Source organism: Pandoraea anhela, from assembly GCF_902459655.1.
GTDB classification, from domain to species: Bacteria; Pseudomonadota; Gammaproteobacteria; order Burkholderiales; family Burkholderiaceae; genus Pandoraea; species Pandoraea anhela.
This window is the reverse complement of sequence record NZ_CABPSB010000007.1, coordinates 169,786-192,812: the sequence shown is the minus strand read 5'-3', so window position 1 is coordinate 192,812 and position 23,027 is coordinate 169,786. Positions and strand designations below refer to the sequence as shown.

Annotated in this window: 26 protein-coding genes; 12 read left to right on the top strand and 14 right to left on the bottom strand. The window is 64.4% G+C overall.

Translation table 11 applies throughout. From position 1 onward, the window contains the following. Positions 1-74 precede the first annotated feature (74 nt). The 6 genes from PAN31108_RS12475 to PAN31108_RS12450 form a co-directional block, all read right to left on the bottom strand. Complete coding sequence (locus PAN31108_RS12475) at positions 75-1,736, bottom strand: ABC transporter permease (RefSeq protein WP_150669156.1); 1,662 nt, start codon at positions 1,734-1,736, stop codon at positions 75-77. After that, on the bottom strand, positions 1,733-2,677 hold the full coding sequence (locus PAN31108_RS12470) for an ABC transporter substrate-binding protein (RefSeq protein ID WP_246183916.1): 945 nt from the start codon (positions 2,675-2,677) through the stop codon (positions 1,733-1,735). Before PAN31108_RS12470 ends, PAN31108_RS12475 begins: the two co-directional genes overlap by 4 nt. A 39-nt stretch (positions 2,678-2,716) precedes the next feature. Next, a complete protein-coding gene (locus PAN31108_RS12465; RefSeq protein ID WP_150669154.1) occupies positions 2,717-3,436 on the bottom strand; it encodes an ABC transporter ATP-binding protein in 720 nt (239 codons plus the stop codon). Continuing rightward, positions 3,436-4,572, bottom strand: coding sequence for a porin (locus PAN31108_RS12460; RefSeq protein WP_150669153.1), 1,137 nt, complete (start codon positions 4,570-4,572; stop codon positions 3,436-3,438). The genes PAN31108_RS12465 and PAN31108_RS12460 overlap by 1 nt, the downstream gene beginning before the upstream one ends. 223 nt (positions 4,573-4,795) lie before the next feature. Next, positions 4,796-6,115, bottom strand: a complete 1,320-nt coding sequence (locus PAN31108_RS12455; RefSeq protein WP_150669152.1) for an ATP-binding protein — start codon at positions 6,113-6,115, stop codon at positions 4,796-4,798. A 3-nt stretch (positions 6,116-6,118) separates the two neighbouring features. Beyond that, positions 6,119-6,823, bottom strand: a complete 705-nt coding sequence (locus PAN31108_RS12450; RefSeq protein WP_150669151.1) for a response regulator — start codon at positions 6,821-6,823, stop codon at positions 6,119-6,121. Between the two features lie 265 nt (positions 6,824-7,088). Between PAN31108_RS12450 and PAN31108_RS12445 the strand changes: the two genes are divergently transcribed. Continuing rightward, positions 7,089-7,994, top strand: a complete 906-nt coding sequence (locus PAN31108_RS12445) for a MipA/OmpV family protein (protein WP_174994958.1) — start codon at positions 7,089-7,091, stop codon at positions 7,992-7,994. A gap of 41 nt (positions 7,995-8,035) precedes the next feature. Beyond that, positions 8,036-9,142, top strand: coding sequence for an SDR family oxidoreductase (locus tag PAN31108_RS12440; RefSeq protein WP_150669149.1), 1,107 nt, complete (start codon positions 8,036-8,038; stop codon positions 9,140-9,142). Here PAN31108_RS12440 and PAN31108_RS12435 read toward each other — a convergent pair. The 3 genes from PAN31108_RS12435 to PAN31108_RS12425 all read right to left on the bottom strand — a co-directional run bounded on the left by PAN31108_RS12435 (position 9,135) and on the right by PAN31108_RS12425 (position 12,087). Then, positions 9,135-10,034 carry a LysR family transcriptional regulator gene (locus PAN31108_RS12435; protein WP_150669148.1) on the bottom strand — a complete coding sequence of 300 codons (900 nt, stop codon included), beginning with the start codon at positions 10,032-10,034 and terminating at the stop codon, positions 9,135-9,137. The two genes, PAN31108_RS12440 and PAN31108_RS12435, sit on opposite strands and share 8 nt — an antisense overlap. An 82-nt stretch (positions 10,035-10,116) precedes the next feature. Then, positions 10,117-11,046, bottom strand: coding sequence for a carbohydrate kinase family protein (locus PAN31108_RS12430; RefSeq protein ID WP_150669147.1), 930 nt, complete (start codon positions 11,044-11,046; stop codon positions 10,117-10,119). Between the two features lie 183 nt (positions 11,047-11,229). Continuing rightward, positions 11,230-12,087 (bottom strand): sulfite exporter TauE/SafE family protein, encoded by an 858-nt coding sequence (locus PAN31108_RS12425; RefSeq protein ID WP_246183915.1) that lies wholly within the window; start codon positions 12,085-12,087, stop codon positions 11,230-11,232. A gap of 79 nt (positions 12,088-12,166) precedes the next feature. Between PAN31108_RS12425 and PAN31108_RS12420 the strand changes: the two genes are divergently transcribed. Beyond that, complete coding sequence (locus PAN31108_RS12420; protein ID WP_246183914.1) at positions 12,167-13,090, top strand: LysR family transcriptional regulator; 924 nt, start codon at positions 12,167-12,169, stop codon at positions 13,088-13,090. 269 nt (positions 13,091-13,359) lie between these two features. Beyond that, positions 13,360-14,772, top strand: a complete 1,413-nt coding sequence (locus PAN31108_RS12415) for a methyl-accepting chemotaxis protein (RefSeq protein WP_150669145.1) — start codon at positions 13,360-13,362, stop codon at positions 14,770-14,772. Between the two features lie 110 nt (positions 14,773-14,882). On the opposite strand, the gene PAN31108_RS12410 is transcribed toward PAN31108_RS12415, so the two are convergent. The 5 genes from PAN31108_RS12410 to PAN31108_RS12390 form a co-directional block, all read right to left on the bottom strand. After that, on the bottom strand, positions 14,883-15,191 hold the full coding sequence (locus PAN31108_RS12410; RefSeq protein ID WP_174994957.1) for a hypothetical protein: 309 nt from the start codon (positions 15,189-15,191) through the stop codon (positions 14,883-14,885). Between the two features lie 484 nt (positions 15,192-15,675). Then, positions 15,676-16,260, bottom strand: a complete 585-nt coding sequence (locus tag PAN31108_RS12405; RefSeq protein WP_217426301.1) for a hypothetical protein — start codon at positions 16,258-16,260, stop codon at positions 15,676-15,678. A 118-nt stretch (positions 16,261-16,378) separates the two neighbouring features. Further along, positions 16,379-16,516, bottom strand: a complete 138-nt coding sequence (locus PAN31108_RS12400; RefSeq protein ID WP_039374867.1) for an entericidin A/B family lipoprotein — start codon at positions 16,514-16,516, stop codon at positions 16,379-16,381. Positions 16,517-16,666: 150 nt separating this feature from the next. Then, positions 16,667-16,873: a CsbD family protein gene (locus tag PAN31108_RS12395; RefSeq protein ID WP_039374866.1), complete on the bottom strand. Its 207-nt coding sequence runs from the start codon at positions 16,871-16,873 to the stop codon at positions 16,667-16,669. Between the two features lie 141 nt (positions 16,874-17,014). Next, entirely contained in the window at positions 17,015-18,481 is a 1,467-nt protein-coding gene (locus PAN31108_RS12390; RefSeq protein WP_174994956.1) for a sensor histidine kinase, read from the bottom strand. Between PAN31108_RS12390 and PAN31108_RS26365 the strand changes: the two genes are divergently transcribed. From PAN31108_RS26365 to PAN31108_RS12355, 8 genes are all read left to right on the top strand, one after another. After that, positions 18,459-18,653, top strand: a complete 195-nt coding sequence (locus PAN31108_RS26365; RefSeq protein WP_174994955.1) for a hypothetical protein — start codon at positions 18,459-18,461, stop codon at positions 18,651-18,653. The genes PAN31108_RS12390 and PAN31108_RS26365 overlap by 23 nt on opposite strands. Before the next feature lie 216 nt (positions 18,654-18,869). After that, entirely contained in the window at positions 18,870-19,046 is a 177-nt protein-coding gene (locus tag PAN31108_RS12385; RefSeq protein WP_042114863.1) for a DUF1328 family protein, read from the top strand. A 24-nt stretch (positions 19,047-19,070) separates the two neighbouring features. Continuing rightward, positions 19,071-19,232, top strand: a complete 162-nt coding sequence (locus PAN31108_RS12380) for a DUF1328 domain-containing protein (protein WP_039374862.1) — start codon at positions 19,071-19,073, stop codon at positions 19,230-19,232. Positions 19,233-19,435: 203 nt separating this feature from the next. Then, on the top strand, positions 19,436-19,993 hold the full coding sequence (locus PAN31108_RS12375; RefSeq protein ID WP_150669229.1) for a ferritin-like domain-containing protein: 558 nt from the start codon (positions 19,436-19,438) through the stop codon (positions 19,991-19,993). A 70-nt stretch (positions 19,994-20,063) separates the two neighbouring features. After that, entirely contained in the window at positions 20,064-20,705 is a 642-nt protein-coding gene (locus PAN31108_RS12370) for a response regulator (protein ID WP_150669143.1), read from the top strand. 13 nt (positions 20,706-20,718) lie between these two features. Beyond that, the gene (locus tag PAN31108_RS12365) at positions 20,719-21,141 is read left to right on the top strand and encodes a response regulator (protein ID WP_150669142.1); all 423 of its coding nucleotides are present in this window, start codon (positions 20,719-20,721) and stop codon (positions 21,139-21,141) included. A gap of 173 nt (positions 21,142-21,314) precedes the next feature. Further along, positions 21,315-22,349, top strand: coding sequence for a methionine ABC transporter ATP-binding protein (locus PAN31108_RS12360; RefSeq protein WP_150669141.1), 1,035 nt, complete (start codon positions 21,315-21,317; stop codon positions 22,347-22,349). Beyond that, positions 22,339-22,992 (top strand): methionine ABC transporter permease, encoded by a 654-nt coding sequence (locus tag PAN31108_RS12355; protein ID WP_150669140.1) that lies wholly within the window; start codon positions 22,339-22,341, stop codon positions 22,990-22,992. Before PAN31108_RS12360 ends, PAN31108_RS12355 begins: the two co-directional genes overlap by 11 nt. Positions 22,993-23,027: the final 35 nt, after the last annotated feature.

Here is a 23,027-nt window from a genome sequence, read left to right as displayed (position 1 = left end):
AAAAAAGCGCGCCGACCGGTGTGCGGTGGCGCGCCGTTCGTGTCGACGCTCGGTGCAACGGCCGTTGGCAATGCTCAGGCGGCGCGCTCCCGCTGGCTGCCGAGCCGCGAGGCCAGCATGAGCAGCGTCGCGCTGACCGTCATCGACACTACGCCCATCGCCATGCCCTGACCGATGGACCCTTGCTCGAACTGACGCCAGATGAAGATCGAGACGGTCTGCACGCCGCTGGGGGCGAGCAGCAACGATGTCACCAGTTCGCGCGAGGCGATGGCGAACACGATCATCAGTGATGCGCCCAGCGCGGGCATGACCAGCGGCAGCGTGATGCGTCGCAGTGCGACGCCTGCCGGGGCGCCGTGAACACGCGCGGCCGCTTCGAGAGACGCGGCCATCTGACGCAATGCCGCACTGGTGTAACGCACTGGATACGGCAACAACAGGCAACTGTACGAGAGCAGCAGAATGCCCCAGGTGTTGTATGGCGTGAGCGGCCAGAAAGGCAGGTTCCACGCGAGGATCAGACCCACGCCGACGACGATGCCCGGCAAGGCGTGCGGCAGCAGCGAGAGGCCGTCGATCAGCATGCGCCCGCGCATCGTCGACCTCACCACGCACCATGCACACAGGAAACCCAGCACGCCGGTCACGAGCGACGTGCCCAGCGCCAGCGACAGACTCGTCACCAACGCTTCGAGGCCTTCCGCGCCCTGACAGAACAATGCCGCGAAGTGGGCGGTCGTCAGGTTGGCGAGCGACAGGCCGCCCGAAAGCGTGCCCGAGCACGCCGTCGCCAGAATCGAAAACCACGGGGCGACGGTGGCGAGCAGCGCGACCGCGCCGAAGCCGATCATCGCAGGCGCCGTCCAGCGTCCCAATTCACGGGGGGGCGATGCGATGGGTTTGCCGGTCTGCGTCTCGACATCCCTGCCCGTAGCGAGTCGATGCTGCAAGACGAAGGCGAACAACGCGAGTGCGGCGAGCACCACCGACAGTAGCGAGGCGCCCGGCAGATCGATCGGCCAGTCGGCGAAGCGGCCTTCGATGGCAGTCACGAGCACGGAGAAACCGGCGCGCGCGCCGAGCGCCGCGGGCGCGCCGAACTCCTTGATGGCCATGGTGAACGCCAGTAGCAAGCTCGCGGCGAACGCCGGTAACGCGAGCGGCAGCGTCACGCGAACGAACGCGCGCCAGGCGCAGGCGCCGTGCACGCGTGCGACGTCGGCCAGTCGCGAGCCGGTGGTAGCGAGCGCGCGAGACACAGCGAAGTACACGACGGGGAAGATGTTGAGCGTCATCACGAAGACAAGGCCCGGCAGCGAGAACAGGAACCGACCGGCATCCAGCCCGGTGAGTTGCTGGGCGTAGCCCCCCGTTTGCAACAGCAGCATCCAGCCGAGCGCCGCGAGATACGGCGGCACCAGAAACGGCAGGAGAAAGCAAAGATCCCAGAACCGCGCGCCCGGTACGTGAAACAGACCGCGAACCGCCCCGAGCGCGCCGCCGACCAGCGCCGTGCCGAGCGCCACCGACAAGCCCAGACGCAGCGTGTTGGTGACGAGCGGTAGCGTGTCGTCATGCGCCAACGTCGGCCGCACAGCGGAGAAGGGCGCTGTGAACACGCCCTGCGCGAGATGCGGGAAGATCGCCTGCAACAGCACGAACGCGACCGGCAACGCCACCACGACGGCGAGCGCAGCAACGGTCGCCGTCGTCAGAAGTCGGAGCGATTTCACCGTGAGTGCTGGCCGTTGAGTTTGGCGAAACGCGCCAGGACATCGGCACGCGAGGCGCTCGACGATTGCGCGTCGCCTTGCGGCAGCAAACGCAGATCCTTGAACGAGGCGCGCTTGATGGCGATGTCTTCGCGGGCCGGAATCAGCCACGCTTCGGCGACCATCTGCTGGCCCTCTTCGGAGAGTACGTAGTCGATGAACTGACGTGCTTCGTTTTGCCGCTTCGACGTGTTCAGAATCATCATCGGGCGCGGTGCGATGACCGTGCCGCTCGTCGGGAACAGCACCTTCACGGCTTCGCCGTTGGCAGCGGCGGCGTACGCGACGTAATCGACCGCGCCGAACACGGCGGCCTTTGCGCCTTGCAGCACCGGGTTGAGTGCCTGCGCGTTCGGACCCGAGACGACCATGCCGTTCTGCTTGAGATCGTCGAAGAGTTTCCAGGCTTCGCTGCCCAGACGCGCTTGCAGGCCCAGCAGCAGGTCGGCCGATGCGCCCGAGAGCGCCGGGTCCGGCATCGTCACGAGATTGCGGTAGGCCGGCTGGGTCAGATCGCGCCAGTCGTGAGGTTCCGGCGTGCCCGATTTGGCGTTCCAGACGATGCCGAGCGCGGAGAGGCCTTGCGCGATGTAATGCGTCGTTTTGAACGGGGCCGGCACGCGCGCGGCGTTGGCGCTCTGGAACGGCGCGAGCCAGCCGCGCTTTTCGAGATCCTGTGCGGTGTCCCAGGAGGCCGAGATGAGCACGTCGGCACGCGGGTTCGCCTGTTCGGCTTCGATGCGGGCCATCACCTTGCCGGTCGTGGCCTGAAAGACATCGACCTTGATGCCGGTCTTCTTCTCGAAACCCGCGGCGAGTTTCTTGCTGAGATTGCCGGGGCCGGCGGTATACACGGTCAGCGCATGCGCATGTTGCGCGCCGACGCTTGCAGCAAAGGCCATGGTGAGTGTCGCGATAATTTTGCGGTGGAGCATTATGGGCTACCTCGTAATGCGTTTGTCAACGCGCCCGTGGGCGAGGATCACGATCTGGTCGGCCAGCGCCTCGGCTTCATCGCGGTCATGCGTGACATAGACGGCGGTGGTGCCCAGGCGCGAGAGCAGCGCGCCGATATCGGCGCACAAACGCGTGCGCAGATCGCGGTCGAGGTTGGATAGCGGTTCGTCGAACAACAGCAGACGCGGGGCCGAGACGATGGCGCGTGCGAGCGCCACACGTTGCTGCTGACCGCCGGAGAGCGCTTGCGGACGGCGTGCGCCGAGACCCGCGAGGCCAACGAGCGCGAGGGCGTCTTCAACGCGCTCGGCGCGCTCATGACGCTTGACGCCGCGCATCTCCAGGGGGAAGGCCACGTTGGCGGCCACGCTCATGTGCGGCCAAAGGGCGTAGTCCTGAAAGACCATCCCGAGGGAGCGCAATTCGGGGGCGTGGCATACGCTGGCGCTGGCGACGACGGTGTCGTCGAAAAGGATTTCGCCTCCGGTGGGCGCAAGCAGGCCGGCGAGCAGTTTGAGCAACGTGCTCTTGCCGCATCCCGACGGGCCGAGCAGGGCGGTCGTGGTGCCGGCCGGGACATCGATGTCGATGCCGTCGAGCACGCGCGCCGCACCGAAGGTCTGGTGCAGCGCGCGCAGCGACACGCACACGCCCGGGCGCGACGGCGTCGTGCCGTCATGCAAAGCGCGAGTGTCGCTCGTCATCAGAACGCGTGCTTGATGCCGGCCATCGTGCCGAACTGGTGCTTGCCGGCAACCACGTTGGTGCCGAAACCGTTCAGGCCGAGGTCGGAGCCGTTGCGGTTCAAGACGTAGCCGAGGTTGACGTAGACATCGGTACGCTTCGAGAAGCTGTAGTCGGCGCTGACCTGGAACGACAGGGGATCGCGGTTCGTACCGTAGAAATCCTGATACATCGCCGTGGCCGAGAGATCGAGTGCCGGCGTGGCGTGCCATGTCGAGCCGACCCAGTAGTAGCTCGACGCTTCCACCGGGCTCTTGTTCAGGGCCGAGAGGTGGATGGCCTTGGCGTTCAGGTAGCGGTAGCCGACATACAGATCGACGCTTTGCAGCGAATACTGCACGGCGGCGGCGATACGGCGATCCATATTGCCTTCATAGCCGCCGACCTTCGAGGTCATGGCGGCGTTCGGCAGGGTCGAGCCGCCGTTCTTCTGATCGTAGGCGATCACAAACGAGAGCGGGCCGCTGGCGTAGCGCAGGCCGGCGTCGACGACTTGCGCGCGACGATTGTCGCCCGGCGTGGTGCTGGCTGCGCCGAAGCTCACGTCGTCGTATCCCTTCGAATACTGGATCATGCCTTCGAAGTCACCGAGTTTGCCGGTGTAGCGCAGGCTGTTGTCCAGGCGATCGGAGAACGCCGTGTCGTGCATCTTGATCGCGTAGACGGCGTTGTTGAGCGGGTTGAACTTGGAAACCCAGTCGAGGAAGACACCGCCCTGACGACCGATGGTGAAAGTGCCGATGTTTTGGTTCGACAGGCCGACGTAGGCGAGACGTCCGAATTCGCGACCGCCCTGAAGCGATTGACCGTTGCCGAGGTTGAAGCCGTTTTCGAGCAGAAACAGCGCTTTGTTGCCGCCACCGAGGTCTTCGGTGCCCTTGAGGCCCCAGCGCGAACCGGCGAGGTTGCCCGAGGTGACGCGCGAGAGGCTGACGGTGTTGCCGGCGGCGTTCTTGTCGGCATTGGTGAGGAATTCGATACCCGAGTCGATCAGTCCGTAGAGCTGAACGTTCGACTGGGCCAGCGCGGGCATGGGCAGACTGCCGGCGAGCGCCAGACAGCACCCTGCCGCCGCGAAGCGGAGGTTGGGTTTCATGACAAGGTCCTCTTTGGGATTAAATTGAGCCGCCAATGTAAGCGGCCAACATGTCGCCAAAATGACAATGACCCGTCATCCGAAAGCGGCGTGGCAGGCGGCTGCCGGGAGGGCGATGCGTGCCGCGCGCGTGATTGATGGTGGGAAGATTGGCAAAAAACGCAAACGTTCCTGCCGGATTCTGCCAAAAGGCAACGCGGATCGCTCGTGGTGTCGTCGTCGCTTATCGCGCGAGGTCGAGCGGGGCCGCGTGGCTCGCGGGGAGGGTGATCGTAAAGCGGGCGCCGCCGAGTGGCGAGGTTTCGACGCCAACGCGTCCGCTGTGCAGCAAGGCGATGCGACGCACGATGGCCAATCCCAGACCGAAGCCGCCCGTCGCGCGATTGCGGCTGCTGTCCAGTCGGTGGAACGGCTCGAAGATGCGTGCCCGCTCCAGTGCGGGAACCCCATCGCCGTCGTCGTCGACGTAAATCACGATCTCGCCGTTTTCGCTCGTCCTGGCGCCGCAAACGATGCGTCGCGTGGTGTGGCGCATCGCGTTACTGAGCAGGTTCTGGACCGCTCGCGCCAGCAGCTTCGGTTCGACGTCGACACGATCGGCCCCCGGCTCTGCGGCAATATCCAGCGCAATCGAGCGCGCCGCCAGCACTTCCGTACAATTCGCCGCCAGACTGTCGAACATCAGTCGCAGCGAGACTACCTGACGCGTTGGCGGCGCTGTGATCTGGTCCAGACGCGCCAGCGACAACAGTTCGGTGACAAGTTCGTCCAACTCCCGTATGTCGCCCTTGAGCGCATCGATCCGGTCGTCCGCATCCGGGTCGTGACGCCGCTGCTGCAAGATCTCCAGCCCGAAATCCAGCCGTGCAATCGGTGTGCGCAACTCGTGCGACACCGCATTGATCATGTCCTTCTGCGCCTTGATGGAGCGCTCGATGCGATCGGCCATCGTGTTGAACACGCGCACCAGCGCCGTCAGGTTGGAGAAGCTCGACACCTTCGCCCGGGAACTGAAATCGCCTTCGCCGAACCGAATCGCTGCCCGGTTGAGCGACTTCAGATCGGACCAGTACCAGCGCACCCACGTGAGGACAGCGATCAGCATCAGTAGCGCCACCACGGCATAGGCAAGGTAGTTGATCTGCTTCATGCTCAGGTCGGTGCCGCTCTCCGACGTCAGAACCCACTGCGAATCGCGCAGGCGCATCGCGTAATGCTCGCCATCGGTGCCGTTGACGATCGGCAGTCCCGCTTCGAGCTCCTTGCGAAGATATTCACGCTCGACCGGAAAGTCCTTGAGCGGTTTGATTTCAAGCTTGTCCTGCGTCTTCGCGGCGAATTCCTCGATGAAGGCGGGCCACTCGGATTCGGGAATGTCGGCCAGCTTCTCGTTGATGAGCCAGACGTAGCCGCCCAATTGCGTCTGCGCCGAGCGGTTCATGGTGTCCATGAACAGATGGCCGAACGTATAGGTGATGATCAGAATCGCGGCGACGACAGAGATGCCGACCAGCGCGTACAACTTCAAAAGCACGCGAAACATGCGTCAACTCTCCCAGGCGGACGGGCTGAACAGATAGCCACGGCCCCAAACCGTCTTGATACGCTGCGGTTCGCCGTCGGTGTCTTCGAACCGCTTGCGCAACCGGTAAATGCCGACATCGACCGTGCGATCGATGCCGTCGAATTCGATGCCGCGCAGTTGCTGGAGAATTTCGTCGCGCGTGACGACCCGCCCCGCACCGCGCGCCAGGATCAGGAGCAGGCTGAATTCGTTCGATTTGAGTTCGACGCTCGCACCGCGCCAGAACACCATGCGGTCACGCGGCACGATCCGCAACTGGCCGAAGGTCAGCCCATCGTCGCTCCCGACGTCCACTTCGGCTGCCGGCAAGGCACGCCGTAACAAGGCGCGCAAGCGCGCCAGCAACAAACGCGGCTCGACAGGCTTGACGACGTAGTCGTCCGCACCGACTTCCAGCCCGGCCACCTGATCGTATGTGTCTTCCCGTGCCGTGAGGATGAGAATCGGCGTAGTGCTGACCGCGCGCAACTGACGGCAGATTTCCATGCCGTCCATGCCGGGCAGCATCATGTCGAGCACCACGATATCGGGAGAAAACGCGCGAAAACGCTCCAGCGCGCGCGAGCCGTCGCCCACCACCAGCACCTCGAAGCGGTAAGCGTGCAGATATTCGGTGACGAGCGCGGCCAGACGCGCATCGTCTTCGACCAGCAAGACACGGTACATGGCCGGTATTCCTTTCCTGTTGTGCGGTGCCGCACAACGCCGGCGGCACTCCGGTGATGGGCATTTTACTGCCCGGCAGCCCCTCCGGGCGGGCGTTTCAAACCTGCGAACAAATGAAAACATTTGTTCACAACTCTCCTAAATCGGATAACAGCCACGCGGCGGCTTCTTTCCTACTATGCGTTCACCTTGCGATCCATTTGCAAATCGCAACGACATCCCCGCCATCGATATTCAACCCTTCACCGGATTTTGTAGGAGTGCCATGAAAAGCCGCCCCGCCAGCCTCGTTCGTTACATTCGTTCGCGTCGGAACGATCGAAACCGCCGTGCTTCGCATCGCCTCGCAGCGGCCGGTGTGACGGGCCTGCTGCTCGCCGGCACGGCTTCGCTGGCGTATGCCGTCGAACCGGCCCGCTACAGCGGCATTCAGCCGGATCAGAGCCTGCCGACCAATGCGTCCGAGAGCGGCTACGAATTCACCATCGGCGGAGGCGTCGGCTATTCCCCGCGCTACATGGGCAGCGACGAGTACCGCGCCACGCCCGCCCTGAACCTCGCGATGCAAACGCCCTTCGGCGTGTTCGTCGGACTGGGCGGTATCGGCTATCGCCTCACGCTGCCGGCCGGCTTCTTCCTGTCGGCCGCGCTGTCGTACGACGACGGCCGCAAAGACCGCGCCAAAGGCCTCGATTCCGGCTCGGACAAGCTGCGCGGCATGGGCGACATCAAGGGTTCGCTCTTCACCACGCTGCAAGCCGGTTACGCCATCGGCGATCTGGCTGTCGTGAGCGTGGCGACCGATATCCCGCTCACGAACCGCGATCGCGGCAACGTCTACCGCTTCGCGGTGGACAGCGTGGTCTACGAGACGCCGACGGATTCCGTCGGTGTGGGCGCTGCGGCGCACTTCGCCAGCGGCAAATACGCACAAACGTATTTCGGTGTGACGGCCAACCAGAGCCTGAATTCCGGCTACCGGCAATACGCCGTCGGCGGCGGTCTTTACGGCGTGAGTCTCACCGCCAACTGGACGCATAAGTTCACCAGGCACTGGAGCACGACGGTCGCGGGCGGGGTGATGCGCTACACCGGCAACGCGTCGAAGAGTCCCATCGTTTTCAACAAGACCAACTACCAGGTCGCCGCCACGCTCGACTATACGTTCTGACGTCGCGGTTTCGTTCTCCCTAGTGTTGCGAGGCCCAAGCCATGCGAATTCTCGTCACCGGCAGTACTGGTTTTGTGGGCGGCGCCGTTGTCGCCCAGCTCCTCAAGGACGGGTTCGGTCCGTCGTTGTTGCTGCTCGTGCGCGCGCGCACCGTCAGCGACGGTCTTGCCCGCGTGCGCGCGGCGATGGACCGTTTCCGTGTCGCGCCCGTGCACCGGCTCGCGCTGAGCGAGGCGAACATCGTGTGCGGGGATCTGGCGCAGCCGGTCACGTTCGACGACGACCCGCGCATGCGCAGCGTCACGCATGTGATTCACGCCGGTGCGATCGCCAGCTTTTCGGCGCATCCGCAGCTCGATGCCGTCAACGTGAGCGGCACGCTGGCGCTGGCCCGTGCGGTGGCGGCATCCCCGGTGCTGGAGCGTTTCGTGCACGTCGGCACGGCGATGGCTTGCGGCAATTCGCTGCGCGGGCGGGTCATGGAGTCGCACGAACTCGCGCTGGCCGATCATCAGGTCGTGGCATACACGGCGTCCAAGGCGGAGGCCGAGCGACGGCTGCGCAAGGAATGGCCGGGCCTGCCGCTGGTAATCGCGCGACCCTCCATCGTGGTGGGCCATACGCGTCTCGGTTGCGAGCCGTCCGGCAGCATTTTCTGGATGTTCCGGATGGTGCAGTTGCTCGGGGCCTTCACGTGCGGACTGGACGACCGGCTCGATGTGGTGCCCGTCGACTACTGTGCCGATGCATTGATCGATCTCGCGTTCCTGCCGCATCTGCGTCACGACCTGTATCACGTGTCGGCGGGCGAGCGCGGTGCGCGTACCATTCGGGAAATCGAGGCGGCGCTGGCGAAAGCGCGTGGCGTTGCCCCGCTGGGCGAGCGCTTCCGGCACATCGGCGACGCCGAGATCGATCGTCTGACGCCCGCACTCGCGCGTCAGGTGGGACATGGCAACAGCCGTCTGATGGCCAAGGCGCTGCGACGCTACGGCGCGTTCGCCGCGCTCGACTACGTGTTCGACAATCGTCGTCTGCTGTCCGAAGGCACACCGCCTGCGCCGGCGGTCACGGACTATCTGGAGGTGTGCGTGCGGTCGTCCGAAGCCACGTCCGTTGCTGAACAAATGGCCTGGGATTTCAAATAGGACCTGAGGCGTCGCCGGCGAAGCATTGTGCGAGAAAGCGCTCGGTGGGACGCGACAGCGCATCCGCATGCGGCACGAGCGCGGTGAGCAGTCGCTTGAGGCCGTGCGGCGGATCGATGCGCACGGCGGCGAGCGCCGCGTCTTCATGGCGCATCGACATCGCCGACACGAAACCCACGCCCATCCCGGCGCGCACCGCTTCCTTGATACTCTCCACCCCTGCCAGTTCGAGCGCCACGCGCGGCGCCAGTCCCGATACCGAGAACGCTCGCGCCACCAGCGCCCGCACGCCGGAGCCCGGCTCGCGCATGATCAGCGCATAGGCGGCGATGGCCTGCAACGACGCGCCTTCCGGCTGCTGCGCAAGCGGATGGTCGGCACGCGCGATGGCGACGATTTCGTCGTCCCGCCACGGCCGCACGGCAATCTCCGGCGACAGCCCCGGCGGCACCGCGCCCTCGATGAACGCCACGTCGAGCTGGTCGAGTTGCGCGACGATCTCGCTGGTATTGCCGTCGATGATGTGAAGCGCTACCGCCGGGTAACGCTGATGGAATTCCGCGATCACGTACGGCAACAGGTAGCTCGCGGGCGTCGTACTGGCGCCGATGCGTAACGCGCCCGTCTCCAGCCCCCGCAGGCTGTCGCGCAGGGCGATGGCCTGACGGTAGTCCTGCCGCAGCTTGTTGGCGTACACCGCCACCTGCTCGCCCACGGCGGTCAGGCGGATGCCGCGACCGTCGCGCCGGTAAAGCGGCTCGCCGAACGACTCCTGCAACAGCCGCAACTGGCCCGAGACCGCCGGCTGCGACAGATGCAACGCCTGCGCCGCGTGGCTGATGTTGCCCAGTTCGGCTACCGTCGCGAAAGTCAGCAATTGGTCCGGCGTCATGGCGTGAAATTATCGGCTGAAGTGATGATTGTCTCTCATCATAGCCATAATTCGGATGATTGGCGCAACGGCAGGGGAACGCTCAGGCGAAGCGTTGCGACGCGATGAGGGATTCGACGGCCTTCCAGTCCGGCGCATGCGCCCCGGTGCGGGTGCAGGCGAGGGCGGCCGCCGCAGCGGCGCGTCGCAGATGATCTTCCACCGGTGCCTGCGGCGCGCGCGCGAGGCTCGCGAGCCAGCCGCCGATGGCGGCGTCGCCCGCGCCGACCGTGTCGGCCACGTCCACGGTGAAGGCGGGCTGGACGCGCGTTGCGCCGTCGGGCGACACAAGTCGCATGCCGCGCTCGCCGTCCGTGAGCAAAACCGTTGCCTGCGGCGCGATGCGACGCACGTGCGCCAGCGCTTCGTCGTCGGTGCGCTTGGGGTACAGGCCTCGCAAATCCTCCACGGAGAGCTTGAGCCACGTGGCGAGCTTCGCCATTCGCGCAAACGTCGCGAAGTAGTCCGGCCCCATCAGATTGCGAAGATTCGGATCGAAGCTGATCGCCACGCCGCGGGCGTGCAATTGGGTCGCCAGATCGAGCAGGGTGCTCGCCAGCGGCTCGCGCACGAGACTGATGCAACCGAAGTGCGCAACGCGGGCGGCGTTCTGCCAGCCGTCGGGCAGGGCGGTCGGATCGAAGGCCAGATCGGCGGCCCCTTCGCCAAGAAAGTAGTACGCGGGGGGATCGTGACGATGGACCACGGCCAGAAGCGGTGGCGCATCGACGGCTTGCACATAGCGATCGTCCAGTCCCGCCGCACGCGTGAGCGCGAGCAATTCGGCGCCGAAAGGCGCGCGTGTGCTGATCGCGCCGCCGTAGCCCGTTGCGACCCCCATCGCGGCGCTCACGCGGGCTACGTTCCAGCAGGCGCCGCCCGCGCGGCTAATCCATCGTCGGCCGGCGCCGTCAGGCCGGCGAATCAGATCGGTGAGGGCTTCGCTGAAAACCACCAAAGCGGGCAGAGACATGATGTAAAGGTCGCGTGACGATCATTCCAGAACGGTCGTCAGCATACCCGGATCCGGGCGCAGCACGCTCGCGTACGCGGCGCTCCTAGACGCCTGCCGCACACCGGGTCCGTTCCCGTCGGCTCCGATAACCGTGGTCGCTAGCCATGACCGATAGTCATACGCCCGGCCGGCGCCCCACGCTCACCGGCTGCGCATCAGCAACGCGATGCCCGCGGCCAGCACCACGAGGTTCACCGCTTTGACGAACTGCTCTCGCGAGAGGCGCAATGTCATGTGCTTGCCGAGCCACATGCCGAGCATCATCGCGGGCACTAGCGAGACAGCGGTGGCGAGCATCGGCGCGTGGGCATAGACCCCGGCGAACAGGAACAATGCGGCGCGCACGAGGGTACTCAGACCGATGAGCGTCGCCTGCGTCACGCGCATCGCCTCGATGCGCTCCAGCCGGCGCGTCAGATAGATGGCGAAGACGAAGCCGCCGCTGCCGAACATCGCGCCCAACATGCCGCCGACGGCACCGAACGGCACCGCCCACGCCTGCGACAGACGCGATTTCGCACGCGGACCGGTCAACGCGAAGACGGCATAAGCGCAGACGAACCACGCGAGCGCACGCAGCAGGACGTCCGGTCGGAGGTGCAGCAGCAGCGCGCCGCCCGCGAGACTGCCGAGCACGATGGCCGGCACCAGACGCCGGAGTTCGTCCCTATCGGCCGCACGGGCGTTGCGCACGACATTGCCCGACGCCGCGCCGAAGTCGAGCAGCGCGAGCATCGGCACGATCTGTGCGACGGGCATCGCGTAAGCGAGGATCGGGCTGGCGACCAGCGCCGTGCCGAAACCGGCAATGCCGAAAATCACATAGGCGACGACCAGCGCTACGCTCATCAGCAGCCAGTGGCCGGGCGTGGGGAGGGCGTCGATCAGCGTGTGGAAGAACGGGGACAGAGCGGCGGACAGCGTTGCGAGCATGAGGAAGGGCAAGCGTTCGAGGGGAAGTTGTGGTGATGCGGGCGGGGGCGGGAAAGCCGGTGGCACGCGGGTTTTCCGTCAGCTTAGGGCCGTGTGCGGGTATCGCGCCAATATAGAATGTGGCGATGTTCGATCTCGAAACGGCATGGTCATGGTGTCGCTGCGGCAGTTACGTTATTTCCTCGAAGTGGTGGACGCAGGCGGTTTCAGCGCGGCGGCCGAACGTCTGTTCGTCGCCCAATCCGCGTTGAGCCGGCAAATCTCGGAGCTGGAGCGGGAATTGCAGGCGGTGCTGCTCGAACGTTCCTCCAAAGGGGTGACGCTCACGCCCGCAGGCCGCACGTTCGTGGGCGAGGCGCGGCGCGTGCTCACCGAACTGGCAGGCTCCGTGGCGTTGACCCGCAGTGTGGCGCGCGGCGAGCAAGGCACGGTGAGGCTGGCGCATTCCAGCTCGGTACCGTTCGTCGGTGCGTTGCCCCCGGCGCTATATGCCCATCTGCAAGCGCATCCCGGCGTGAGCGTCGACATCTCTACGCTGTCGTCAGAACAGCAGCAGGACGAAATCGAAGCGGGACGCATCGACGTGGGGCTCGTGCGCCTGCCGGTGCTGCGCCCGGCGCCGTCGCTCGTGTGCGAGACGGTGGCGCGCGAACGTCTGCTGCTGCTCGTGCCGAAGGCACACGCGCTGGCGGGACGGGCGTCGGTGAGCGTAGCGGCGCTGGCCGCTGTGCCGTTCGTGTCGCTGCCGCACCGTGAGCGCGGCGGGCTGAGCTATCGCGTGGCTCAACTGTGCCAGCAGCACGGGTTTTTCCCCACGGCAGCGGTGGCGACATCGCGCAAGACAACGCTCGTCCATCTGGTCGCTGCCGGATTCGGCGTGGCGATCGTGCCTGAAAGCCTCGCGGCGCTGGCGGGGCCGGACGTCAGCCGCGTCGCGCTCGACGACGCCCATGCCGATAGCGAAGTCGCCTTGCTGCGCCGCCGCGACGCCGGGACACTGGTCGTCGCCGTGGGCGAGGCGTTGCGCCGGGCACTGGGGGGGGCTGATGAAGCCGCCGCTGCGCAGTAAGTCCCGCGTAAGCCTTGCGTGAGAGTGTGGCTCCATCACATCGAAAGCGTCGAAAAAGTGGAGAAAACGCGGGTGACGCGAGGCGAGGGCAGGTAACGCCACCCTCAAGTCCGCCGTTTTTTCTCCCGTTATACTTTTCGACACAAGGGTAACGAGATACCCGAACGTGTGGCGCAGACGTCTACCCGGCGTTTTACGTTTTCCCGTAGTGCCGGCGACCGTCGCGCCCTCGTCATAACAAGCAGATCAGAGATGCGAGGAGACTGACGATGGGGCTATTCACGCGCTCAAGGGGAGCCGCGCAGACCGTCAATATCATGAGCGAGGTGGCCGCCAACGCGGGCACCCTCGGAGTGGAGTTGTGCGATATCGCCGGTAACGTCGACGAAATCGCCGTTCGGATCAAGCGTCAGGCCGAAGTGTTTCAGGAGCTTCGGCGTGCCGCCACCGATACCAGCGAAGGCAATCAACGCATCGCCAGCGCCGCGCGCGAGGCACGTGATGTCGCTGAGCGCGCGAGCGCGGAAATTTCCGCGTCGCGCAGTACGGCGGACGCCTCGCTCGCGTCGATCCACGGTCTTGTCGAAGGGGTGTCGGGCATGGCCGACGAGATATCGGGGCTGCGTGAAGCGCTCGATCACGTGGGCAAAGTGGCCGAAGGGATTTCCGTCATCGCCCGACAGACGAACCTGCTCGCACTGAACGCCGCGATCGAAGCCGCGCGCGCCGGTGCGGCCGGTCGCAGCTTCGCCGTGGTGGCGACGGAAGTGAAGTTGCTTGCCAGCAAGACCGCCGAGGCGACGCAGCAGATCGAGCACACGCTCGCCGCGCTGAGCGAGCGCACCCAGCGTCTCATGCGCGAGAGCAACGCCAACGTGGCACGCGCCAACGACGCCCGCGAAGGCACGCGCGCCATTGCCAGCGTGATCGAGACGGCTGGCGGCGCGCTCGATACGTTCGACCGTCAGGCCGGGCAGATCGCACAGGCGAGCGAGGCCATCGAAAACGAATGCAGCACGCTGGCCGCGCACGTCGATGAAATGGCCGACGGCGTGACGCATTCCGCCGACCACGTCGAGAGTGCCCGCGAGCGTATTAACGGCCTGCTGTCGGTGTCCGAGCATCTGATCGGCCTGATCGCCGAGGCCGATGTCGAGACTGAAGACACGCCGTTCATTCGTGCGGTTCGTCGTGCGGCCAAACAGGTCGGTGAGAGTTTCGAGGCGGCGCTGGCGAAGGGAAAGATCAGCGAGCAGGAATTGTTCGACCGTCGCTACGAGCCGATTCCGGGGTCCAATCCGCAACAGTTGATGGCGCGCTTCACGCGCTTTACCGACGAGACGCTGCCGGCGATTCAGGAACCGTTGCTCGGTATGAACGAGCGCATTACGTTCTGCGCGGCCGTCGATGAGAACGGTTATCTGCCCACGCACAACCGCAAGTTCTCGCAGGCCCCGACGAACGATCCCGTATGGAACGCCGCGCATTGCCGCAACCGGCGGCTATTCAACGACCGCACCGGGGCGGCGGCCGGCCGCAATACCAAACCGCTGTTGCTGCAAACCTATCGTCGCGACATGGGCGGCGGGGAGTTCGTGGTGATGAAGGACGCCTCCGCGCCGATCTACGTGAACGGGCGCCACTGGGGCGGTTTCCGTATCGCTTACCGTGTCGCGCGCTGAGCGTCACACAACGCTTTTGCGGCACAAACGAAACGCGCCGCCGACATTGCCGTCGGCGGCGCGTTTTGCGCTGGACCCGTGACGCGCGTCGCGCGTCGAGCCGTCGTCGATCAATAACCGTACCAGCGGCCATGACGCCAGTAACCGCGACCGTAATAGCCGCCATACGGACGACCGTAATACACCGGCGGCGGGCCATAGTAGACGGGGGCCGGCGCGACGTAGACGGGGGGCGGCGGCGCGACGTAGACCGGCGGAGGCGGTGCCACGTAGACCGGTGCCGGCGCATAGACCGGCGCGGGCGCGATCAGCGGCACGCCGATGCCGATCCCGACCGAGACGTGCGCTTGCGCCGTCCCGACCGCACCTGCGGCGAGCGCGACCCCGGCGATGGCAAGGGCGGCAAACTTGGTTTTCATGACATTTCTCCTGCGGACTTGGCAGCGTACTGATGACAGCGCCCGGACGGCACCATGCCGTTCGACGCGCCTGGTGCCCGCCGGCACCCTGATTCGTCGGATTTCCTAGCTTTTACTTTACTGAAGTTCCGAAACGCGGTCTCGTCGCAATTGTTGCAAAGTATGCGCATTTGACCGGTATGAGGAACGTTCGGGTGTAGAAAAGCGGCCGCCAAACGTGTATATCAGACCACTATTCTATGCAGAATCAACGCTTTGCGCTGGTATCGGTTGACATGGGGCGGTGACGCGGGCACTACGGATACGCGGACGGCGCGCGACACTTGTTACATTCATTTACATCACGCGCTCGGGATGTCGCGCAAAAACAGCGGGCGAATGCCACTTGCGCGACATTCGCCCGTTGCCGACGCTCAGCGAAATTCGCGTGAGACGCCTTCTCCTCCCTGCGAAACCGGTGCCGTTCTTTGGGAAATAACTCGGGTTATTGGTGGTAACGCGTCTTGGCTTCGGCCACGCAGTTGTCCTTGCTGTTGCCGCTCAGGCTGTCGCAACGCTCCATCGCGGCTTTGTATTGGGCCTTGTTGGCGTCGGCGTTGGCATCCTGGCGTGCCGCCATGGTGTCCTTCGACGACTCGCGGCTCGTGCGCATGACCTTGGCGTCGCCGTAGGCCTTCGTCTTGGCGGCGTCGGCGTCCTTCACGCAGACATCCTTGTCGTTGCCCTTCTTGTCGTCGCAGCGCAGCTTGGCGACGCTGTAGTCGGCGTCGGCCTTGGCGACGGCGGCGTCGTAGCGGGCCTTGGGCGTTTGCTTGTAGTCGGCTTCTGCGTTGGCCTTGGCGATCTTCTCCTTGCCCTTCGCATCCTCGACGCAGATCTTCTTCGCGTTGTCCTTCATGTCGTCGCATCGCGCGGCGGCCGCCTTGTAGTCCGCTTCGGCAGCCTTCTGCGCGGCGTCGTAGCGATCCTTGGCGGCAGCATCGGCCGCGCTGGCTGCCGTGGTGCTCAGCATGCCGGCTGCCGCGATGCAGGCGCAGGTCAGGACGTTCATGGCGATTCGATGGTTCATCTCAGAGTCCTCCTTGGCTGGGGATGTGGCGAGCATGAGGCGCGACGCCGCGGCGCCGCGATTCGTGTATTCGGGGGAACGGCGCGCCACGCCGGGGGGGTATCGGCGTGGCGTCGCATTACTTGTTGCGGTCGGCGGCGCCCTGGATGGCTTCGCCGCCCTTCTCGACGTCCTTGCCCGCGCCGTGGATGGTGTTGCAGCCTGCGAGGCCCAGTGCGAAGCCCGAAAGCAGAGCGATGGCGATCAATCGTTTCATTTTGATGTCTCCTTCGAGAGAGGATGTTGTTCGAGGCGCATAGGGCGCGCGAGGGGGAGACCAAGCCCGCCTCCCGGCGAGCATGGTCTGCGTGAGCGACGTTGTGAATGTGACGACGCTAAACCACGCATCGGGCGCTGCGTTGCCCGCTTACCAGAGCTTGTGCTGGTTGTTCCAGGTGTCGACTTCGCGTTCGGCGTCGGCCTTGGCCTTGCCGTAGCGTTCCTGAATCACACCGACGAACTTGTCTCGATTGCCTTCGATCTTCAGCAGATCGTCATCGGTCAGGTTGCCCCACTGCTTCTTCGCTTCGCCCTTGAGTTGGTTCCACTTGCCCTTGATCAGATCCGAGTTCATGACAACTCCTTATCGTGTTGGGTTGGGTTCAGCCCCCGCGCCCGTCGGGGCGGCGGCAGGTGATTCCATGATAGGGAGTGCGAAGTGTTCGCGCTGTCAGCCGCGCTTTCGTCGCGGTGTAGGTGGAGTCGGGTTGCGCTGTCAGTGCATTCCGACCGGCGGGCGCGGGGGCTGGGCTTGCGAGGCGGATGATGTCGACGCGTCGGCCTTGATGCCGTGCGTGTCCAGTGACGATTGCGTCGCGGCGCTTTCGGTGACTTCCGTGGCGATTTCGGGGGCATCCGCCGGATTGCACAGCGGCAGCACCACCTGAATCTCGGTGCCGAGGCGCTGCGGCAAGGAGTGGATGTCGATGCGTCCTCCCTTGGCGGATACGCGCTGGCGCATGCCGAACAGACCGTGCGTCTTGGGTTTGTTGAACTGGTCGCGCGTGAGGCCGATGCCGTTATCGATCACTTCGAGCCGCACGCGCTGATCGTCGCAGGCCAGCGCCACGCGCACCGTCGTCGCGCGCGCGTACTTGCCCGCGTTCGTCAGGGCCTCCTGGGCGACGCGAAACAGCACGATGGCCGTCGATTCCGGCAATGCAAAGTCTTCTTCCGGCAGATCGAGATCGAGTTGCCAGTGCTGTTGGTCGGCGGTCTCTTCGGCGAGCGAGCGCAGTGCGGTGACGAGGCCAAAGTTGATGAGCACCGTCGGGCGCAGATTCTCGATGATGCGGCGCTTCGTCTGAATGCCCGAGTCGAGATTGCGTTGTGCGCGCGCGAGCTTTTCGGCAATGACCGGATCGGCGTTGCGCAGCTTGTGATGCGCCCACGTCACGTCCATTTTGCACGCGGTCAGAATGGCGCCGAGTTCGTCATGCAGTTCGCGCGACAGTCGCGTTTTCTCGTCCTCGCTCACGTTCTGCAAGTGCGTGGCCAGTTCGTCGAGTTGTTCGGTGCGCTCGCGCACGAGCCGGTCCAGATGCGCCTGCTGTTCGCGCAACTGGTCGCGTGCGAGTTGCTCCTGACGCATCTGCTTGCCCAGCGTGCGGAAGAGCATGACGAACAGCAGAATCGTGAGCACCGAGAGCGCGCCGGCGCTGATGGCCGAGATCGCCTGATCGAAGCGTCCGTCGTCCTGCGCCGTACGCGCACGCGCCAGCTCGCGGTTGTAAAGATCGGTGATGCCGGTCTGCACGGGCTCCATCGTGCCGATACCGAGATTGGACGGGGAGAGCGCTTCCTCCAGCGACATCTCGCCCTGCGTGACGGCCGAGCGCGCCGTGTCCATCGCCGTGATGCGCTGGGAGAACACTTTCATGACGCGCGCGAACTCCTGTGTCGCCTGATCGTCTTTCACGTCCTGATAGTGCTGAATGATGAGCGCCGAGAGGTCGCGGATGCGCCGCACCGCCGACAGATACGGATCGAGATAGGCCGGGTTGTTCGTAAGCAGGTAGCCGCGCTGACTGGCCACCACGGTCGAGGTGCGCGCAATGATCTCGTTGAGTTCGTTGGCGGCCATCATGCTTTGCAGCGCGCTCTCGTAGGTCGACGCGAGACGGCGGTGCGCCGATTCCAGCCCGATCAGGCTGCCGACCGTGATGACGATCGCGGCGATCATGGCGATGATCCAGCTTCTGCGACGTAACCAGGACGTGAATCGGGGCATGGGGGAAATGGCGGCCTTGGATGGCGGTGACTGGCGGCGAACGGTGTGTATCGCCGGTGAAATGGCGTTGAGTGGCGTGCGCCGGCATATCTCGACGTGCATCACGCGACGTCAGGTGCTTTGATCATACGGCGAAAACCGCAGGATGCGGGCATTTGTCAGTCAATTCCTACGCAAAAAACAGCGCCGCGCGGGCAGTCCCGTCGGCGGCGTTTTTCTACTATGCATTCAGCGCCCCAGGGTTTGCCCATTGCCAGGGAGTTACTGACCCCCGGTTCGAGCCGACCACGGGGAGCCGGAAAAGTCTCCGGGATACGAGGCAATAAACAAGGAGAACGCCATGCTGAAGTGGGCTTTGTTGTTCGCACTGATCTCGATCGTGGCCGGTCTGTTGGGGTTCACCGGGATCGCCGCCGGCGCCGCCGGGATCGCGAAGATTCTGTTCGTTCTGTTCCTGGTCCTGTTCGTGATCTTCCTGCTGCTTGGACTGACCGTCGCCAAGAAGATCGTCGATTAGCCATCGTCATTCAAGGAGGTTGCGATGCTTCACTATGCCGTCGTTTTTTTCGTGATCGCGTTGATCGCCGCGGTTTTCGGCTTTACGGGAATCGCTGCCGGTGCCGCCGAGATCGCGAAGATCCTGTTCTTCATCTTCCTGGTGATCTTCCTGGTCACGCTGCTCTTTGGGGTCGTCCGACGATAGATAGCGCCATGGCCCGGGGGGCGGCATGAGCTGCCCTCTGTCGCGCCCTTTACCGTAGCCGGCGCCGTCGTCTGTCCGCTGTCGCCATCCCCCGTTTTCTGATGCCCCGAAACCCTGCCACACGCACTCAACCGCTACAGGAGGATTCGCTCATGCATACTGCCAAGCAAGCCAAGCTACACGCCAAGCCCGCCAAGCTCGCGATGACGGGTAATGGTCACAGCCAGCACGCGGGTGATGAATTCGAAATCGACGTTCGCGCCCTGCGCGAGCGTGCCCGTGAGCACCTCGACGAAGGCGCCGTCACCGAGGACTATCGTGCCGACCGCGACGCCGTAGTGCACATGCTCAACGACGCGCTCGCGACGGAACTGGTGTGCGTGCTGCGTTACAAACGTCACCACTTCATGGCCACGGGTATCCACGCCGAGCCTGTAGCGGCCGAATTCGCCGAGCACGCGGCGCAAGAGCAGGATCACGCGGATCGCATCGCAGCGCGTATCGTGCAACTGGGCGGCGAGCCGGACTTTTCCCCGGACAGTCTGTCCGCCCGCAGCCACGCGGAATACGTCAGTTGTAGCACCTTGCGGGACATGATCCGGGAAAATCTCGTCGCTGAGCGTATTGCGATTGAGAGTTACCGCGAGATGATTCATTATTTGGGCGACCGGGATACCACAACGCGTCGCATGCTCGAAGAAATCCTCGCCGTCGAGGAGGAGCATGCCGACGATATGCGAGATCTGCTCGACCGGGAATGACGGGCACGGCGCGCGCCCATGTCGCTCGAGCGCGGCCATGAGGCCGACGGGGACAGTCTCTGGAGCTTAGATGTCACTGACAATAAAAATTCTGATTGCCGACGATCACGCCATCGTTCGTACCGGTTTCAAGCAATTCATCGCCGACGAGTCGGATATGGAAGTGCTGGGCGAGGCCGCGAGCGGAGACGAAGTGATTCGTGCCGTGCGAGACGCCGAATTCGATGTCGTGCTGCTGGATATCGCCATGCCTGACAAGAACGGTATCGACACCTTGCGCGTGATCAAGCAGTTGCGGCCCGAGCAAGGTGTCTTGTTCTTGTCGACCTATCCGGAGGCGCAATACGCGGTGAATCTGCTGCGCGCCGGGGCGGACGGCTATCTGATGAAGGATGCGGCGCCCGAGGAGATCATCCGGGCGATCCGCACGGTGGCGCGCGGTCATCGCTACGTGAGCGAAGTGACGGCGGATCTGCTCGCGCAAAAGCTCGACAAGCCCGTTGACGAACCGATGCACGAGCAGCTCTCGGAGCGCGAGTTTCAGGTGTTCTGCAAGCTCGCGCAGGGGCGCACGCCGACCGAAATCGCCGACGAGTTGCATCTGTCGGTGAAAACCGTGAGCACGTATCGCGCGCGGGTGCTGGAAAAGATGCGTTTGAAAACCAATGCCGATCTGACGCTGTATGCGCTCAAGAACGGTTTGATCAGTTGAGAGAGAGGCTGTCATGTCAACCGGGAACGCGGCAACGCTTACGGGGTCCCGTTTGCCCCTCAAGGTGCTGCTGATCGAAGATTCGGCGGTGATTCGCGAGAGCCTGTCCGAAGCACTCGGATCGACCGGGATGCTGGAGGTCACAGGCGTGGCGGAGACGGCCGATGACGCGGTCCGCACCCTGGAAAACGATTCCTTCGACGCGGTCATCGTCGATATTCAGCTGCGGCGCGGTTCCGGCATGGACGTGCTGTCGTATTTGCACGAGCGGGGCCTGCTGGAAAAGCTCATGGCCATCGTGCTGACGAATTACGCCCTCGCGACGTATCGCAAACGCTGCCAGCAACTGGGCGTGCAGCATTTTTTCGACAAGTCCCTGGAGTTCGACCGGGTCATCGAGGTGCTCGACGAATTTGCGACCGGCCGGCAGGCCTGACAGCCCCCTCTCAGGGGGCATCGATTCTTGACCCCCGGAAATCCATATAAAGAGATCAAATTTTATTATTTTCAACTATTTAGGCGCATGGGCTAGAATGTCGCCTTTGCGCTAAATAGAGTCTTGGCGGCGGCACTGCGGGCGGTTTTGCAGTGAGGCTGCTATTTTTTTGCATGATCGAACTCCAGAACATTACCCAGCGCTTCGCTGGACCCAAGGGGCCGATCGACGCGCTTTCCAACGTCAGCCTGTCGATCAAGCGCGGCGAAGTCTTCGGCATCATCGGCCGGAGCGGCGCCGGTAAAAGCACGCTCGTGCGTGTCATCAACCTGCTGAACCGTCCCAGCGACGGCTCGGTGCGGGTCGACGGTCAGGATCTGACCTCGTTATCGCCTGACGACCTGCGTCAGGCGCGTCGCCGCATCGGCATGATCTTCCAGCACTTCAACCTGCTTAGCTCGCGCACCGTCTATCAGAACGTGGCGCTGCCGCTCGAACTCGCCGGCATGTCGGCCGCCGAGATTCGCGCGAAGGTGCTGCCGTTGCTGGAACTCGTGGGGCTGACCGCACAAAAGGATCGTTACCCCTCGCAAATCTCCGGCGGTCAGAAGCAGCGCGTGGGCATTGCCCGCGCGCTCGCCAGCGAACCGCAGGTGCTGCTCTCGGACGAGGCCACGTCGGCGCTCGATCCGGAGACGACCCGATCGATTCTCGACCTGCTCAAGCGCATCAACCGCGAGTTGGGCCTGACGATCGTGCTGATCACGCACCAGATGGAAGTCATCAAGCAGGTCTGCGACCGCGTCACGGTGCTCGACGCCGGCCGTGTGGTCGAGCAGGGCGCCGTGATCGACGTTTTTCTGCGTCCGCGTCATGACGTCACCCGCGCGCTGATCGGCGATGTGATCTCGCAGGAGTTGCCGGCGGGCGTGCGCGAGCGCGTGGCCTCGCGCATCGGCAACGGCCACGACCATCTCTATCGACTGGCGTTCTCGGGCGCGGGGGTCGACCAGCCGCTGCTCTCCGAGGCGATTCGTCGCTACGAACTCGATTTCAACATCCTGCATGGCCAGATCGACGAGATCCAGGGCCAGGCATTCGGTTCGCTCGCCGTGATGGCGGGCGGCACGCCGGCCCGTGTGGCCGAAGCCATGGCGTTCCTCGCCAGTGAAGGCGTCGTCGTCGAGGAGCTGAGCCATGTGGAGTGAAATGTTCGATCTGTTCGTCTCGTCGTTCTGGGAAACGCTCGTCATGGTCGGGATTTCCGGCCTGATCGGCGCCGTCGTCGGTGTGCCACTGGGTGTGTTGCTGTATCTGACGGACCGCAACGGCGTGTTGCAGAACCTGCCGACCAACCGGATCGTCGGGATCATCGTCAACGCCGTGCGCTCGACGCCATTCATCATTCTGCTCGTCGCCGTGATCCCGTTCACGCGTCTGATCGTCGGTTCGTCCATCGGCACGATGGCGGCCGTGGTGCCGCTCACGATCGCGGCGGCGCCGTTCGTGGCGCGTCTGGTGGAAACGGCGCTGCGTGAGGTCGACCGCGGCCTGATCGAGGCAGCGCAGTCGATGGGGGCGACGACCGGTCAGATCGTCATGAAGGTGCTGTTGCCCGAGGCGCTGCCCGGTATCGTGGCGGGTCTGACGATCACGTTCGTGAGTCTGGTCGGTTATTCGGCCATGGCCGGCGCCATCGGCGGCGGCGGTCTGGGCGACCTGGGGATTCGTTACGGGTATCAGCGCTTCCTGCCGGAAGTCATGATCACCGTTGTGCTGATCCTGATCGTTTTCGTGCAACTGGTACAGACGTTCGGCGACTGGCTGGTACGCCGGCTGAGCCATAAGTAACGACCCACATCACAATGTCGCCGGGCCGACGAGCC

Bases quoted from the DNA above. Each gene is read 5' to 3' on its own strand.
- PAN31108_RS12360 (WP_150669141.1), top strand. From the start codon at position 21,315: ATGATCGAACTCCAGAACATTACCCAGCGCTTCGCTGGACCCAAGGGG.
- PAN31108_RS12440 (WP_150669149.1), top strand. From the start codon at position 8,036: ATGCGAATTCTCGTCACCGGCAGTACTGGTTTTGTGGGCGGCGCCGTT.
- PAN31108_RS12415 (WP_150669145.1), top strand. From the start codon at position 13,360: ATGGGGCTATTCACGCGCTCAAGGGGAGCCGCGCAGACCGTCAATATC.
- PAN31108_RS12465 (WP_150669154.1), bottom strand. From the start codon at position 3,436: ATGACGAGCGACACTCGCGCTTTGCATGACGGCACGACGCCGTCGCGC.
- PAN31108_RS12410 (WP_174994957.1), bottom strand. From the start codon at position 15,191: ATGAAAACCAAGTTTGCCGCCCTTGCCATCGCCGGGGTCGCGCTCGCC.
- PAN31108_RS12450 (WP_150669151.1), bottom strand. From the start codon at position 6,823: ATGTACCGTGTCTTGCTGGTCGAAGACGATGCGCGTCTGGCCGCGCTC.
- PAN31108_RS12420 (WP_246183914.1), top strand. From the start codon at position 12,167: ATGGTCATGGTGTCGCTGCGGCAGTTACGTTATTTCCTCGAAGTGGTG.
- PAN31108_RS12470 (WP_246183916.1), bottom strand. From the start codon at position 2,677: ATGGCCTTTGCTGCAAGCGTCGGCGCGCAACATGCGCATGCGCTGACC.
- PAN31108_RS12355 (WP_150669140.1), top strand. From the start codon at position 22,339: ATGTGGAGTGAAATGTTCGATCTGTTCGTCTCGTCGTTCTGGGAAACG.
- PAN31108_RS12430 (WP_150669147.1), bottom strand. From the start codon at position 11,046: ATGTCTCTGCCCGCTTTGGTGGTTTTCAGCGAAGCCCTCACCGATCTG.
- PAN31108_RS12395 (WP_039374866.1), bottom strand. From the start codon at position 16,873: ATGAACTCGGATCTGATCAAGGGCAAGTGGAACCAACTCAAGGGCGAA.
- PAN31108_RS12385 (WP_042114863.1), top strand. From the start codon at position 18,870: ATGCTGAAGTGGGCTTTGTTGTTCGCACTGATCTCGATCGTGGCCGGT.
- PAN31108_RS12365 (WP_150669142.1), top strand. From the start codon at position 20,719: ATGTCAACCGGGAACGCGGCAACGCTTACGGGGTCCCGTTTGCCCCTC.
- PAN31108_RS12460 (WP_150669153.1), bottom strand. From the start codon at position 4,572: ATGAAACCCAACCTCCGCTTCGCGGCGGCAGGGTGCTGTCTGGCGCTC.
- PAN31108_RS12455 (WP_150669152.1), bottom strand. From the start codon at position 6,115: ATGTTTCGCGTGCTTTTGAAGTTGTACGCGCTGGTCGGCATCTCTGTC.
- PAN31108_RS12370 (WP_150669143.1), top strand. From the start codon at position 20,064: ATGTCACTGACAATAAAAATTCTGATTGCCGACGATCACGCCATCGTT.
- PAN31108_RS12375 (WP_150669229.1), top strand. From the start codon at position 19,436: ATGACGGGTAATGGTCACAGCCAGCACGCGGGTGATGAATTCGAAATC.
- PAN31108_RS12400 (WP_039374867.1), bottom strand. From the start codon at position 16,516: ATGAAACGATTGATCGCCATCGCTCTGCTTTCGGGCTTCGCACTGGGC.
- PAN31108_RS12435 (WP_150669148.1), bottom strand. From the start codon at position 10,034: ATGACGCCGGACCAATTGCTGACTTTCGCGACGGTAGCCGAACTGGGC.
- PAN31108_RS12405 (WP_217426301.1), bottom strand. From the start codon at position 16,260: ATGAACCATCGAATCGCCATGAACGTCCTGACCTGCGCCTGCATCGCG.
- PAN31108_RS12445 (WP_174994958.1), top strand. From the start codon at position 7,089: ATGAAAAGCCGCCCCGCCAGCCTCGTTCGTTACATTCGTTCGCGTCGG.
- PAN31108_RS12390 (WP_174994956.1), bottom strand. From the start codon at position 18,481: ATGATCGCCGCGATCGTCATCACGGTCGGCAGCCTGATCGGGCTGGAA.
- PAN31108_RS12380 (WP_039374862.1), top strand. From the start codon at position 19,071: ATGCTTCACTATGCCGTCGTTTTTTTCGTGATCGCGTTGATCGCCGCG.